Origin of the sequence: Ferrimonas sp. (assembly GCF_048263965.1) — a bacterium.
Lineage (GTDB): Bacteria > Pseudomonadota > Gammaproteobacteria > Enterobacterales > Shewanellaceae > Ferrimonas.
Genome location: NZ_JBLXDO010000005.1, coordinates 117575 through 132386 on the forward strand (window position 1 = coordinate 117575; position 14812 = coordinate 132386).

General features: G+C 59.2%; 15 protein-coding genes. 6 read left to right on the plus strand and 9 right to left on the minus strand.

What is annotated here, in order from left to right; all coding sequences use genetic code 11:
* Positions 1–38 precede the first annotated feature (38 nt).
* The 8 genes from ACN0RV_RS07045 to ACN0RV_RS07080 all read right to left on the minus strand — a co-directional run bounded on the left by ACN0RV_RS07045 (position 39) and on the right by ACN0RV_RS07080 (position 7109).
* Entirely contained in the window at positions 39–935 is an 897-nt protein-coding gene (locus ACN0RV_RS07045; protein ID WP_417346850.1) for a LysR family transcriptional regulator, read from the minus strand.
* 204 nt (positions 936–1139) lie between these two features.
* The gene (locus ACN0RV_RS07050; RefSeq protein ID WP_417346852.1) at positions 1140–1322 is read right to left on the minus strand and encodes a hypothetical protein; all 183 of its coding nucleotides are present in this window, start codon (positions 1320–1322) and stop codon (positions 1140–1142) included.
* A 78-nt stretch (positions 1323–1400) separates the two neighbouring features.
* Positions 1401–2789: a DEAD/DEAH box helicase gene (locus ACN0RV_RS07055; protein ID WP_417346959.1), complete on the minus strand. Its 1389-nt coding sequence runs from the start codon at positions 2787–2789 to the stop codon at positions 1401–1403.
* 100 nt (positions 2790–2889) lie between these two features.
* Complete coding sequence (locus tag ACN0RV_RS07060; RefSeq protein ID WP_417346853.1) at positions 2890–3429, minus strand: carboxymuconolactone decarboxylase family protein; 540 nt, start codon at positions 3427–3429, stop codon at positions 2890–2892.
* Between the two features lie 119 nt (positions 3430–3548).
* Positions 3549–4109 (minus strand): hypothetical protein, encoded by a 561-nt coding sequence (locus ACN0RV_RS07065; protein WP_417346854.1) that lies wholly within the window; start codon positions 4107–4109, stop codon positions 3549–3551.
* A gap of 119 nt (positions 4110–4228) precedes the next feature.
* On the minus strand, positions 4229–4516 hold the full coding sequence (locus ACN0RV_RS07070; protein WP_417346856.1) for a hypothetical protein: 288 nt from the start codon (positions 4514–4516) through the stop codon (positions 4229–4231).
* A gap of 341 nt (positions 4517–4857) precedes the next feature.
* Positions 4858–6081 (minus strand): NAD(P)/FAD-dependent oxidoreductase, encoded by a 1224-nt coding sequence (locus tag ACN0RV_RS07075; RefSeq protein WP_417346858.1) that lies wholly within the window; start codon positions 6079–6081, stop codon positions 4858–4860.
* A gap of 2 nt (positions 6082–6083) precedes the next feature.
* Positions 6084–7109, minus strand: coding sequence for a proline racemase family protein (locus ACN0RV_RS07080; protein ID WP_417346860.1), 1026 nt, complete (start codon positions 7107–7109; stop codon positions 6084–6086).
* A gap of 222 nt (positions 7110–7331) precedes the next feature.
* Here ACN0RV_RS07080 and ACN0RV_RS07085 point away from each other — a divergent pair, with 222 nt between their 5' ends.
* The 5 genes from ACN0RV_RS07085 (at position 7332) to ACN0RV_RS07105 (ending at position 12833) form a co-directional block, all read left to right on the plus strand.
* On the plus strand, positions 7332–8246 hold the full coding sequence (locus ACN0RV_RS07085; protein WP_417346862.1) for a dihydrodipicolinate synthase family protein: 915 nt from the start codon (positions 7332–7334) through the stop codon (positions 8244–8246).
* 10 nt (positions 8247–8256) lie between these two features.
* Complete coding sequence (locus tag ACN0RV_RS07090; RefSeq protein ID WP_417346864.1) at positions 8257–9258, plus strand: 4-hydroxyproline epimerase; 1002 nt, start codon at positions 8257–8259, stop codon at positions 9256–9258.
* A gap of 15 nt (positions 9259–9273) precedes the next feature.
* The gene (locus tag ACN0RV_RS07095; RefSeq protein ID WP_417346866.1) at positions 9274–10830 is read left to right on the plus strand and encodes an aldehyde dehydrogenase (NADP(+)); all 1557 of its coding nucleotides are present in this window, start codon (positions 9274–9276) and stop codon (positions 10828–10830) included.
* 96 nt (positions 10831–10926) lie between these two features.
* Positions 10927–11607, plus strand: coding sequence for a GntR family transcriptional regulator (locus ACN0RV_RS07100; protein WP_417346868.1), 681 nt, complete (start codon positions 10927–10929; stop codon positions 11605–11607).
* Between the two features lie 134 nt (positions 11608–11741).
* Positions 11742–12833 carry a ketoacyl-ACP synthase III gene (locus tag ACN0RV_RS07105; protein ID WP_417346870.1) on the plus strand — a complete coding sequence of 364 codons (1092 nt, stop codon included), beginning with the start codon at positions 11742–11744 and terminating at the stop codon, positions 12831–12833.
* Between the two features lie 39 nt (positions 12834–12872).
* Here ACN0RV_RS07105 and ACN0RV_RS07110 read toward each other — a convergent pair whose 3' ends face one another.
* A complete protein-coding gene (locus ACN0RV_RS07110) occupies positions 12873–13439 on the minus strand; it encodes a hypothetical protein (protein ID WP_417346872.1) in 567 nt (188 codons plus the stop codon).
* A 253-nt stretch (positions 13440–13692) separates the two neighbouring features.
* On the opposite strand from ACN0RV_RS07110, the gene ACN0RV_RS07115 reads away from it, so the two are divergent.
* Complete coding sequence (locus ACN0RV_RS07115) at positions 13693–14811, plus strand: hypothetical protein (RefSeq protein ID WP_417346874.1); 1119 nt, start codon at positions 13693–13695, stop codon at positions 14809–14811.
* The last annotated feature ends 1 nt before the right edge of the window (position 14812 follow it).

The following is a 14812-nucleotide window of genomic DNA, read 5'->3' on the forward strand; positions in this document are numbered from 1 at the left end:
AAAGCGGCGTCCTTCTGACGCCACTTTGACATACATTATCAGCCAATGTCTTTCATGCCATCTTTAAAGAATTCCAAAACAATTCTCACCCTCTGAGGCATATAATGCCGATTGGAGTACAGCCCCCAAGTCGTAATTGGCGTGCCATATTTGCCGTCAAACAGTATTTGAAGATCTCCGCTGTTTAATTCATCTTCGCACATGCAGGGGGCGACCCAAGCCACACCCAGGCCATCAACGGCCGCGGAGATGCAGAGTTCATTGATCTCAGAGTCAAGGGGGCCATCCACATCGATACTGTGCACCCTCCCCCCCTCGCTCCATAACCACCGCGTTGGCGGCTGTGCCCCTTTGGCACTGAGCAGGCAAGGATAGTGGACGAGCTGTCTTGGGTGAACCAGCTCAGGGTGATCTGCTATCCACGCTGGGCTGGCCATAAACTCACGACGGATCACCGCCAACTTCTGGGCTACCATGGCGCAATCCGGCGGTGTGTCGTGGCCGACAAACAGCACCAGATCTGCCTGCACTTCCATGGGATTTTGCCGACTCTGATAGGAGATGAACTTCAGCTGCAATCCAGGAAACTGCTCGTGGAACTGCTTCATCGCCGGGCGACAGACACGATTAATGAAATCCAGGGGTGCAGCAACCACAATGGCGCCCTCCGGGTTTCGCTGCAGCTTACCCACTCCGAGTTTCAACTCCTCCATCTCCGCCAGCACGCGCTTGCAGCTTTGCAGCACCTGCTCTCCGGCTTCGGTCAGTTCAAACCCTTTGGCCGTGCGCTCAAACAACTTGGTATTGAGTTGCTGTTCGATAATGGCCAGGCGCCTGCTGATCTTAGATGGGGGAATCCCCAATACCCGGGCAGCCTCACTCTGGCTGCCATACTCTACGACCGTATTGAATAGCTCAAGATCATCAATCTTCATCATTTCCCCCTGGATGCAGGCAGATGATGATCCATTCAGCGAACCGGGTCAGTGATCCAAGCCTTAAATTGATCAGCACTGTCGAAGCCAGTATGGCTGCGACGGGAACGGAGATCCCAACTGCCGAAATGGCTCGCAGATATCACAGTCTCCTGGGGTCAATACGAAAGGCAGGCGTAAGGTGGGAGACCGCCTTAAGGGCGGTCAACGCTCGGATTTAAGAATATCATTGCTTGCATGATCATCTTGAGGTTGCTCAGACGCAACGCCTGGCTCCCTCGCCTGTTTCTCATGCAGGGCTTCAATCAACTTACGGTTGTGCTCGGCGAAGTAGATATCCTCCGCCGCCTTAGCCCTGAGCCTCAGGCACTCCACAAAGTCCGCCATCTCTGCCCCCTCGCTCTCTCCTATACCTATCCATAAGGGTAGTCCAAGGGGAAGGAAGACAGGCGAACCCGAGTCAGATCAGGCGTTGCCTTGTGGCTTACGACGACGACGGCGTGGCTTGGGCGCAGCCTTGGCACCACTGCTGTCGCCCCCCTGGGGACGTTGACCGCCTGGGCGACCACCCTGAGGCTTGCGGCGCGGTGCGCGCTTAGTCTCTGGCTTTGATTCCCCTTCCTGACGAGGTTCGCCACCTTCAGTCACCGGCTGGGGCTTTTTCGGCTTCTTGGGCTTTTTCTTCTTGGGCGGACGGATTGGTTTGGAGTCCGCCAGCACGTTATGGGGTTCATGCCCTTCAAGTACCTCCCTGTCCAGGTGGCGCTGAATCAGCTGCTCGATGGCCACCAGCTGCTCATGCTCATCCTGGCAGACCAGTGAAATCGCATGACCACTGGCTCCGGCGCGGCCGGTACGACCGATGCGATGCACGTAGTCCTCAGCCACCTGGGGCAGATCGAAGTTCACCACCTGAGGCAACTGGTCGATGTCCAGGCCGCGGGCGGCGATGTCCGTGGCCACCAGTACCCGGATGGCGCCAGACTTGAAGTCCGCCAGTGCCCGGGTGCGCGCTCCCTGGCTCTTGTTGCCATGGATGGCCGCGGCGCTGATCTTAAACTCTTCCAGGTAACGGGTCAGGCGGTTGGCGCCGTGCTTGGTGCGAGTAAACACCAGCACCTGTTGCCAGTTGCCCTTGCCGATCAGCTCGGCCAGGGCCAGAGGCTTGCGCTTCTTGTCCACCGGGTGCACCACCTGCTCCACGGTTTTGGCGGCAGCGTTGCGCGGGGTGACCGAGATCTCCACCGGGTTGTGCACCAGGCCTTTTGCCAGGTCACGAATCTCATCGGAGAAGGTGGCGGAGAACAGCAGGTTTTGCCGTTTGGCCGGCAACAAAGCCAGAATCTTCTTGATGTCGCGAATAAAGCCCATGTCCAGCATACGGTCCGCTTCATCCAGAACCAGAACCTCCAGCTGATCAAAACGCACCGCATTCTGCTGATAGAGATCCAGCAGACGACCCGGGGTCGCCACCAGCATATCGACACCGCGACTGAGCGCCTTCATCTGAGGGTTGATGGAGACGCCGCCAAACACCACGGTAGAGCGCAGAGGCGTGTTCTTACCGTAGTTGTCGACACTCTCCTGCACCTGGGCGGCCAGTTCACGGGTGGGGGTCAACACCAGGGCACGGCACTTGTTGCCGCGCACTCTCTGGCCACCGAGCAGACGCTCGAGAATAGGCAGAGTAAAGCCGGCGGTCTTGCCGGTTCCGGTCTGGGCTGCGGCCATCACATCCTGGCCCTCCAGCACGGCGGGGATCGCCTGGGCCTGAATAGGAGATGGTGTCTCGTAGCCAAGGTCTTCAATGGCGTCCAGGAGGGGCTTGGAGAGGCCCAGATCGGTAAACTGCATCGGCATCTTCTGTATGAATCGGCTCACCCCTGTGGTGGCCGGGGTGCGCAGTGTACCTGAAAGCGCTTGGGTCGCCACCCTTTTTTCATGTTGCTCATGGCTAACTGTAGGGCTCAAATGCCTTATCCAGTGGCGTGTGCGCCAAATGATTGGTGTAATTGCTCATCACTTTCTGCCCAATGGCCAGCACCATATCCAACAGATTCGCCTTAGTGAATCCGGCACTGAAAAAGGCCTGAAGCTGAGCATCGCTGAGCCGGCCTCGCTCCCGAACCAGGGCCAGGGTGGTATCCCTGAGCAGCTGTAATCTGGGATCATCCAGTGGCGCACCAAGCTTCAGAGCATCGATCAGTCCCGCGTCTACCCCCATCCCATGAGCAATGGCAGTATGGGCCGGCAGACAGTAGTGGCACTCGTGGAAACCGTTGATGGTCTGCCAGACTATGGTGCGCTCCACATCATTGAAGCTGGACTCACAGAACAGCTGGTGCGTCATCTTGTAGGCCTGCAGCAGTTGTGGTGATTCCGCCATCACCGCATGCAGGTTGGGAATCATGCCAAAGTCCCTGCGAGAGTCCGTCAGCAACGACTTGCTCTTGCTGGGGGCATCGCTATCGGAATAGAGAGTAAAACTGAGCATCACACCTCCCGGGCAGATGATAAAGGGCCAACCCGAATTAAGCTGGGTGGCTGGCCCTGTGTCAGGACAGGAGCGCCATTAAAGCGAGGGCAGTCTCAAGCTCAGCCCCCCAGCGGTCATCAGTACAGGTCGATAACAAACAGGCAGTCAAATGCGATGGGATCACCTGGATTTCCGCCAAAACTGGTCATATCCACCATGCCAGACAACCTGACGGTGCCCATGGCCCCGGCAAAACGGCCACTGCCCCAAAGGATGGCGTTACCGGTTCCCGCCGCTCCTGTGATGTGAGTGATAGCCTGTCCCGACGGCGTCATGGTGTTGTGGAGAACAGGTTGAACCGAGGTATTACCCCGTGTAACCAGGGTACCTTGAGGAAGATGAAAGTAGGTGGTTCCCACCAGGGCCACCCCGGTTCCCACCGGAGTCACATTCGACAGACAATCTGTTGCAGTGCCGATGTGACGGCGGTTGTGGGCATCCATCAGCTGCACATCAAAGCAGATCGCATCATCTTCCATGCCATCACCGTCAATATCCGGAACCGTACTCTGATACATATCACCGGACCCGACCAGGTTCAGCACCAGATGATTGCCTGCCCCCTGATCTTTGGCCAAGGTTGGCAAAGTGACCACACAAAGCAACGCAGCAACAGCCGTACATAGAGAATGTTTCATGGGTTTGCTCCTTGGGTTGCGAGTCCGGATATGGACCAACAAGGAAAGTTCATCTACCGCAAGGAATGAGACTAGGTCACAGGGACTGAGCCGACCATGGAAAGTTGTAATAGAAGGCTTCAAAGTCGGCCAACAGCGAAGCTGTCAGATGGCCCTCCTCCCACCTGAATTCTCTCCCGAGGGCAATCGGTCCAAAGAAACACTGCTCTGCCATCGGCGCCAACAAAACGGTATCCACGCAGAGTCTGGGTGCAGATGCCGTCTGAGTCGCACTGCTGTCTCAGCTCCGACGCCATCTCATCCGGGCTGAGTACACCGGTACAAAGCCAGGGGCCACCGGCGATACAAAGGCGTTCTTGTCCCAGGCAGAGCAGCTGATCAATCTCGGGGGGAGCAAACAGGTTCATGACCGGCTCCAGTCTCTGAAGAAACCGATGCAGGCAGGGATAGAAAGGCAATCTTGCCTACGCATAGCAGCGATAAAGGCTTCTGACACGAGACGCTCCTTGTCCAATCAGAACTCACTTGTGAGAATAGCACCCGGCTCAAACGAACGCCCCAGATTAAGCAAAGTTAATTAAGCAATTTGAGCTGGAGAAAGTGGATTCGGGATCTGGAGCTCGCCTCTGGAGGAGCCTGGGTGAAAAGTAGGCCCACAAATGCCGCCTTGATAAAAACGTCGGCGAGGTGTCGGCAAACAACGTTGAGGCCGCCCACAAGCCAGCCTCGAGGCATAGAGTAGCACCGCTCAACTGAAGCGATCGATACGATAAGGGGAGAGATCCACCTCTGGGGAATGGCCCAGCATCAAAGCACAGACCAAACGGGCACTGGTGGCCGCCTGGGTCAGCCCCAGATGCTGATGGCCAAAGCTGAAGTACACCCTAGGTGAACTGGAGGCTGAAAGCACCGGCAAGGAGTCCGGCAAAGAGGGTCGAAAACCCATCCAGGGCTCTCCCGGTAGTCCAGTCATCTCGGGCAACAGTGCCTTGGCGTGGGGCAGCAGTATCTCGGCACGTTTTGGGTTCATCGGGGCCTGAAGTCCGGCGAACTCCACCGTGCCCGCCAGCCGGGTTCCCTGGGCCATAGGGGTGACGATGAATTTTCGTTCGGCACTGGAAACCGGGCGAGTGAGCCCACTGTCGGCCTGAACCATCAGGTGGTAGCCCCGTTCGGTATCCAGGGGGACGCGATGACCAAGCTGAACGGCCAATGGCCGGGACCAGGCACCGGCACAGACCGCCACTTTGTCCGCCTGCAACTGCCCTCCCCCTTTAAGGGTGACCACGCCACCGGCATCGAGGGATTGGGCTTCCCCCTGGACAAAATGAACTCCTTTCTTTGTCAGGGCCGCCACCAGCGCCTGACAGATGGCGAAGGGGTCGACGCTGTGGCCGGTGTCCGGGAACAGCAACCCGCCGGTCAATGAGGGCGACAGGGCAGGCTCCAGCTCCTGAAGCTGCTGGGCATCGAGCCACTCCACCCGAACCCCCGCCTGCCCAAAGTTTGCAGCCATCTGCTGCTGCTCTGCCAACTCCGTGGACTCAAACACCAGCAGGCTGCCCCGCTCACTCATCAGCGACTGCGCGCCGATGGAGGCCAGCAAGGTTCGCCAGTCCGCCATCGCCCTGTCGTTGATGGCACTCAGGGCGTGCTGGTTGCGACGGCGGCGACCAGGGGTCATGTTGACCAAAAACCTCAGCATCCACGGCAGCGCCCTGGGCAGGTACCTAAGTCGAATGCGAAACGGCCCCAGGGGATCGAGCAGCATGCTGGGGATCTGAGGCAAAAGCGCAGGATCGGCCAGGGGAAAGACCTGCTCGGTGGCAAAGTGACCGGCGTTGCCAAAGGAGGCGCCCCGGCCAGGCTCATCCCGCTCCAGTACGGTGACCTCCCTCCCCTGGCTCTGCAGCTCCCAGGCCAGGCTCAAACCGATGACACCCCCACCAATGACTAGAATCGACTCACTCATGCTCACCTCAGGAAAAAACCCTGACTAAAGGGATCGGACGGCTCCAACACGAATCGGTGAGAGCCGGTGATCCAGGCCCTGCCACTGACTCTGGGCAGCACAGACTGCTTGCCGTGGTACGCCATCGATTCGGTGGCGGTCACCGTCATCTGGCCGCCCACGATGCTCTCGATGGTCAGACTCTGACCCAGCTCCACCTCCCCCTTGGCATGAAGCAGGGCAATCCGTCCCGCCACCCCGGTTCCGGTGGGACTGCGATCCACTTCACCATCGGCGAAGACACACACATGTTTGCTGTGATGCCCAGGGGAGCAGTGTGCTGAGGTAAAGATGGTGCCGTACAGAAAGCCCAGATCCTCCTCCAGCGGATGACTGAGGCTGTGGGTCGTCATCACCGCCTGCTTAATGGCCCTGCCGTGGCGAATCAGGGCGGCGACATTGTCTGCACTGCAGTCGATACCCAGGGCATCGGCATCCACATAGGCGTAATAGGCGCCGCCAAAGCCGATGTCATACTCCACCGGCCCCAGTCCGGCCACGTCCACACAACCATTGAGGGACTCTGCCCAGGAGGGAACATTGAGGAAATCCGACTTGATCTCCCCCTGATCCTGCCAAATTCTGGCGCGAATCAGGCCTGCCGGGGCATCGATCCTGATCTCCCTGGGGGTTGAGCTTGCCTTGATGACACCACACTTTGCCGCCACCTGGGTGACCGCCAGGATGGCGTGGCCGCACATGCTGGAGTAGCCTTCGTTATGGAGAAACAGCACACCAAAGTCCGCCCCCGGGGTCACCGGTTCAGTGATCAGGCAGCCATACATGTCTGCATGGCCCCTGGGCTCATGCATCAGCAGGGTGCGATACTGGTCCAGGTGTTCGGCCAGATAACGCCGCTTCTCCAACAGGGTTCGGCCAAATATGGGCGGGTAACCACCAGTAATGATTCTCAGGGGCTCACCCTCAGTATGAGCATCCAGGGTGGTGATCCCCTCCAGGGCCAACTCCTTCGGCACGTCAAACTTCATTCCATTGCCTCCATCTCCTTAATGCAGGTTGTCCTTTGGCACCATGGAAACCATCACCAAAGGGCGCCCTGCTCTCTAAGGGTATCTTCCCCGATCCTTGCCGATTCGTTAACCTTAAAGTAACATAAATTTTGATATTGCATACAATATACATATCAGCCATGATGATTTCCAGGCTGATAGTCAGCCCTGTGTATGGAAAACAATAAGGAAAGATTCCCCATGAAGGTAACCTGGAACGGCGTCTATCCGGCGATCTCCACCCAGTTTCACGACGACGGCAGCATCAACTTTGAGTCCAATGCCCGCATGCTCAATCAACTGATTGAAGATGGCGTCGACGGCATCATCGCCCTGGGTACAGTCGGCGAAAACTGCTCCCTGAGCCCACAGGAGAAGCGGGACTTTCTCAAACACACGCTGGAGGTGGCCGCCGGCCGCATACCAGTGATCAGCGGCTGCGCCGAGACCACCACAGAGTTCGCCAAAAGCTTCGTCAAAGACGCAGAAGCCCTTGGGGTAGACGGCATCATGCTGTTGCCCGGCATGGTATATCGCGCCAACCGTGAGGAGACCCTGTATCACTATCAGCAGGTGTCCCGGGCCACCACCCTGCCTATCATGATCTACAACAACCCGGTGACCTACGGCGTGGATGTGGACCTGGAGATGACCCAGGTATTGGCCAAGGAGAGAAACATCGTCGCCATCAAGGAGTCCACCACAGACACTCGCCGCATTACCGAACTGCACAACCAGTTTGGTGACAGGTTTATTGTGTTTTGCGGTGTCGACGACATCGCCCTGGAGAGCGTTATGCTGGGTGCTACAGGCTGGATCTCCGGCTTGACCAACGTCTTTCCCAGAGAATCTGTGGCCATCATGAAACTGGCACGAGCGGGTCGCTATCAGGAGGCCAGGGAGATCTGGCGCTGGTTCCTGCCCCTGCTGCGATTGGACACCGTGCCCCACCTGGTCCAGTGCATCAAATTGGCCGAGCAGTTGGCGGGAAGAGGCAGTGAAAACGTACGGGCGCCCAGGCTGCCCCTCTCCGGCGCCGAGCGAGCGCGGGTGACTAAGGTTTATGAAGACGCCATCGCCACCCGCCCCGATCTGAGTCAATTCAATCTGGACTGAGGAGGACGCCATGTTAAAGGGAACCTTTGCCTGCATCGATGCCCATACCTGTGGCAATCCGGTGCGACTGGTGACCAGCGGCCATCCGAACCTCAAGGGCAGCACCATGAGCGAGAAGCGCCAGGATTTCCTGGCGCATCACGACTGGATTCGCCGCGCGCTGATGTTCGAGCCCAGGGGGCATGACATGATGTCTGGCGCCTTTCTCTACCCGCCCTGCTCCGGGCAGGCCGATGCCGCCATCCTCTTTATTGAGACCTCTGGCTGTCTGCCCATGTGTGGCCACGGCACCATAGGCACGGTCACGGCTGCCCTGGAAGCGGGGCTGATCACGCCCAAAATCCCGGGGCAACTGATACTGGACGTGCCTGCCGGACAGTTGCAGGTGCACTACCGGCAAAACGCTGGAAAGGTGGAATGGGTCAGGCTGATCAATGTCCCCAGCTATCTGGCCCACAGGGACATCGAACTGACGGTGCCGGGACTGGGCACCCTCACGGTGGATGTAGCCTATGGCGGCAACTACTATGTCATCGTCGAACCCCAAAGCCAGTTTCCCGGACTGCGTCACTGGAACGCCGATGAGATCCTGCGCTGGAGCCCCCTGGTACGCCAGGCCGCCAGGGAGAAGCTGAAATGCATCCACCCTCTGGATACCACTGTACAGGGGATCTCCCACGTGCTCTGGGCCGGAGACCCCCTTAATGCCGACTCCGACGGTGCCAATGCGGTTTTCTATGGCGATAAGGCCATCGACCGCTCGCCCTGCGGCACCGGTACCAGCGCCCGTATGGCCCAGCGCCACGCCAAAGGCCTGCTGGCCACCGGCGACCAGTACGTGCACGAGTCGATCATCGGCAGTCAGTTTATCGGACGGGTGGAAGCCACCACCGAAGTGGGCCCCTACCCCGCCATCCTGCCCTCGATTCAGGGCTGGGCACGGGTGACCGGCCACAACACCATTACCGTGGATGACGAAGACCCCTACGCCTTCGGCTTTCAGGTTATCTAAGGAAATTTAATCACAATGAACCAGCTATCAGGACAGCACTTGATCAACGGTCAATGGACCGGGGAGCCCGAGGCAGGATTTTCAAGCTTTGATCCCGAGCGCAATGAGCCCCTTCCCTGGCAATTTTGCGAAGCCAACACAGAGCAACTTGAGGCTGCCGTCGGCGCAGCAGAGTCAGCTTTTCTGGCTTATCGCCTGTGGCCAGCAGAGCGCCGGGCCGAACTGCTGGACGCCATGGCCGACGCCATCGACGCATTGGGCGAAACCCTGACCCACGTCGCCACCCAGGAAACCGCCCTGCCCGAGGCCCGCCTCAACGGCGAGCGGGGCCGCACCTGCGGCCAGTTGCGGCTCTTTGCCCAGTTGCTGCGAGAGCCCAGACAGCCAGCCATCATTGACCTGGCTCAGCCGGACCGACAGCCTCTTCCCAAGCCGGATATCCGGCTGGATCAGCTGCCTTTAGGGCCGGTGGCGGTATTCGGCGCCTCCAATTTCCCCCTGGCCTTCTCCGCCGTCGGCGGGGACACCGCCTCGGCATTGGCGGCCGGCTGTCCCGTGGTGGTCAAAGGCCATCCGGCACACCCGGCCACCACAGAGCTGGTGGCCAGAGCCATGCTGTCGGCCATCGAGAAAGTGGGCGCCCCCAAAGGGGTGTTCAATCTGCTTCAGGGGCGTTCACCACAACTGTCCCAGGAGCTGGTCAGGGCGCCCGAAATACAGGCCGTCGGCTTTACCGGCTCCTTCAAGGTGGGCCAGCTGCTCAGCCGAATCGCCGCCAACCGCCCACAACCCATCCCCTTCTTCGGTGAACTTGGCAGCATCAACCCACAGCTGTTGCTGCCTCAGAAACTGGCAGAGAGCGCCGAGGCACTGGCCGAGCAGCAACATGGCTCCATGATGATGGGTCAGGGGCAGTTCTGCACCAGCCCGGGACTGGTCATGATGCTCAGGGGAGAGGGCAGTGACCGTTACCTGTCCAGACTGACCAGCCTGATAGAGCAGCAAGCACCGGGAACCATGCTCACTCCGGGCATTGCCAATGCCTACCGTGAAGCGGCCCACAAGCTGGTGTCGTCCGACGGCGTTCACCTGGCTGCCCAGGGGCTACCCTGTACTCACGCCAATCAGAGCCAGGCGCTGATCGCCAGCTGCAGCGGCGACACCCTGTTGGCCAACCCGGAGCTGCTGGAGGAGGTATTTGGCCCCTGCACTCTGGTGGTGACTTTCGACCACGCCCGGCAGCTGCTGGAGGCGATACGCACCCTGCCGGGCCAGCTCACCGGATCGGTCCATGGCACCGAACAGGAGATGTGCAATGAACGGACATTGATGGTGGAACTGGCCTACCGCGTCGGTCGGCTTATTGCCAATCAGATGCCCACCGGCGTTGAGGTGTGTCATGCCATGCAGCACGGCGGCCCCTGGCCCGCCGCCACTCACAGCCAGTCCACCTCGGTAGGCGCAGAAGCGATAAAGCGCTTCACCCGCCCCATGGCCTGGCAAAACCTGCCCCAAAGCTTGTTGCCCCAGCACCTTTGTGACCAGAGCACCACACCTCAGCTGCGTTACTGACGAGGTTCACACGCAGGCCCGACAACGGGCCTGCGGCTTTTCAATCTCAGTTAAAGTAGTTACCCTATAGTCTGTGTAATCAATAAGTAAGCAACTATGAGTCAGGCCACTCCCATCGTTCACAAAACCCGAACCCAGCTGGTGGTGGAGGTTTTACGTGAAAAGATCCTCTCCGGCGACATCAAGGCCGGTGAGCCTCTGAGGCAGAGTGCGCTGGCCGAAGAGTTGAACGTCAGCCGTATCCCCATTCGAGAGGCCCTGGTGCAGCTGGAAGCTGAAGGCCTTGTAAAATTCGAAGCCCATAAGGGCGCCACCGCCACCGAGCTGTCCGTGGAACAGGCCAGTGAACTGTTCGAACTGCGTGCCCTCATTGAGCCTGACCTGCTGGCCAAGTCGATTCCCAACCTGACCCAGGCGCAACTGGACGCCGCCGAAGCGGTGCTGGTCCAACTGGAATCCGCGTTTCGGGAAGAGAACGCCATCAACATGTGGAGCGAACTCAACACCCAATTCCACTCGGCCCTCTACCTGGGTGCCAACCGCCCCCAGGCGATGGAGGTGGTCAAGAGCCTCAACACCAACTCCGACCGCTACATCCGGCTGCAATTGCTGCTGACCGGCGGCATCCCCAGGGCGGAAAACGAGCATCGTGAGCTGCTGGAACTGTGCCGTCAGGGCAAGATCCAGGAAGCGGCCACCCTTCTTACCAACCATATCCTGCATGCCAAGTCCGGCGTTGAGCGCCTGGTGCAGGAGCACGTCAATAATCAACAATAATGGACGGGGCCAAGGTGCCCCGTCGCAGTATCCTGCCTTGGGGAGGACATCCTCCTTCACCGCTGGTATGATGCTGCAATTCCGAGTGGTGGTGTGACCAGTTGACCACACCCCGTGCTTTTTGGAGAGCGTTCATGCTACATGCCCAGATTACCGGCTGGGGCAAGTGTTTGCCCCCAGCAACCCTGACCAATGACGACCTGGCCACCTTTATGGATACCTCTGACGAGTGGATCCGCAGCCGTACCGGCATCGGTCAACGCCACATCAGCCACGTCAGCACCTCAACCATGGCCACCGTCGCCGCCAAACATGCCCTGGCCGCCGCCGGCATCGAAGGCAGCGATCTGGACATGATCATCCTCGGCAGCGCCACCCCAGACACCCTGGTGCCCAACATCGCCGCCACTGTGCAGGCTGAAATCGGTGCCCAGTGTGCTGCCTTTGACATCAATGCCGCCTGCTCCGGCTTCCTCTATGCCCTGGGGCTGGCGACGGCCCAGATCCGCAGCGGCCAGTGCCGCAAAGTGCTGGTGATTGGTGCCGAGCGCCTCACCTTCCTGCTGAACTGGCTGCAGCGGGACACCGCCGTACTCTTCGGAGACGGCGCCGGTGCCGTCATTCTGGAAGCGGTAGAGAGCGAAGAGCCGACCGGCGTACTGAGCTACGCCATGAACAACGATCCCCAGGCACGGGAGATCCTCAAGGTGGACGCTTTCGGCAGCGACATGAACCGCTGGAGCGAAGACGCTACCGACTTCAAGTTCCAGTTTGAAGGCCGGGAGATCTTCAAGCGCGCCATCGCCGGCATGTCCTCCCTGGGCAAGAAGGTGCTCACCGAGAGCAATACCCCGCTGGACGCGGTCGATCTGGTGGTGCCCCACCAGGCGAACGTGCGCATCATCGATACCCTGATCGGTAAGATGGGGCTGCCAGCAGAGAAGGCGTTCATCAATATCGAGAACTACGGCAACACCTCGGCGGCCACTGTGCCCATCGCCCTGTGTGACGCCCTGGAACAGGGTCGCATCAAGCCTGGTGACACCCTGCTTTCCTGCGCCTTCGGTGCTGGTCTCACCTCCGCCGCCGCAGTGATCAAATGGGGTGACCGGGTCACTCCGGTGAACACCAGCGACGCCGAACTGCCTCCGTGCGAACAGACCGGCCTGGAGATCATCGCTCCGGCTGTGGCAGCCGCCAAGGCCCAACTGGCCGAAAAGCAGTAACTGCCTGAAACGGAAACGGCGCCAACTGGCGCCGTTTTTTTATGTGGTGTCGACCCTCGCCAAATCCCAGTAGAGGTCGCTGTGATGAAGCTTTGCCAGTGCCCGGTTGAGGCCGCCAAAAGTGTCAAAGCTGCGCTGCTCGCCGGTCAGGCAGTACCAGACAAATCGATAGCAGTTATCTCTGAGCAGGTCATACTCACGATATTGATAGAGTGTGGTCGCCGCCCTCTCCACTGAACCAGGCATCACCAGAGGCCTGTGATGACGATCCACACAGACAAACAGCTTGCGCCCGGTTCGGCCATGAATGAAGCGCCTGGGAGACACGACCCGAACCAGGCCGCTGCCGTGGAGCTCGACAATCTGGTCGCGAGCCACCCACACCCCAACATGCTCCACCGCACCATACACATGGCAGGCCACCAAGGAACCCGGCTGAGGGACTACTCTCGCCTTGCCCTCATCCCATTCACTGGGACGCAACTTAAGCTGCGGCGAACGGCTGCGTTCGTGGTAACGTCGCTGACGGGTCTTCTCGCGGCCACGCTTATAATCTGCCGCAGCCAGACCACCGGCCAGGGCCGCCAGGATCCAGGGTAAGGCCATAGGCACCTCCAAACTGCTGACTTATCTATTCTATATCCTAGCAATGAACCCCTTTAGCGCCAGAGAGGGAAACTGTTACCGAATTTATTTTAAAAAAAACTTCAAATTATCAAGAGGGTGACCATCAGCTCACAAATCTGAAAATCACTGAAACCGTATGACGAAGAATCAAACAGACGGGACTAAAGTTTCCCTGAAACAAGGGCGACAATGGCCGTCAGCAACAATCGCCCCTTAAAGGAATACGGCTCAGATGAAGCTTCCCCTGTCACAAACCACTCTTATCCTCACCTTGGCTCTTACTGGCTGTCAGAGCACTCCCAAACTGGTCGAGCAGCAACAGGCTCAAGCCCAGGCCACCGAACACTACCTCAGTGCCCAGTCCCATCTGCAGACACTGGAATCCAGGTTCGCCGAACTCAATGGCAAGGGTCTCAGCCGTTTTGCCCCGGACCAGCTCAACGAAGCCAAAGAGGCGCTGGAAGAGGCCCGAGAGGAGTTTGATGACATACGCTATACCCCGGCGGAAGCGGATGAAGGGGACGTCGAAGATATTCTTCTGGCCGTCAATCAGGCCAATACCGCCCTGGACAGCGCCAGCCTGATTCGCGACACCGCCGAAAAGGAGCTGGCCCCGACCCTGGAGATGATGCAGATCCTGCAACAACTGGAGGCCGCCTCCTTCTACCCTCGTGAGATGAAGCGGGCAGAGTCAACCCTGGCGGATATGCTGGAGGATGTGGCCGACGGCGATCTGGACGATGCCCGGGAGGAGCAGGCCGAACTGCTGCTGTTACTGCAGGCCCTGGAGGTCAAAACCGTTGAGAAACGAGAGTTGAGCGGGCTGGTCAGGCAGTTGGACCAGATGAAACGCAACCGCATGGCCAAGGTGGTCCCCATCAGCTTCCAGGGCGCCGTCGCCAGCCTGGAGCTGGCCAAATCGGTGATCGCCGCCGACCCCAGAAACACCCTCGCCATCGACCAGGCGGTCACCAAGGCGGAGTTTGAGATTGACCACAGCCGTCACATCGCCCAGCAGGTGACCCACCTGCGCGCCATGGACAGCGATGATTTTGAGGCCTTTGTACTCAGAGCCGAAGGCAGACTGCACAAAATTGCCCAGGCTCTGGACGGAGTGGACCGGCGCAACCTGGCTCAGGATGATCAGACCGATTCCGTCACCCAGGCCATTGCGGCCCTGAAGCAGGCGATGGACGCACAGCAACTGGCCCTTTCCGAGGCCGAAGCGGCGGCTGCCGTTCAGGCAAAAGCCTTAAGCGAGCCAGCCGCACCCTCTGAAGAGGCAACCGCAGAGGCCGAACCAGAAGCCATTGTGCCGGAGGAGGAAAGGGGGTCGATCTCCTCCTCCTGAT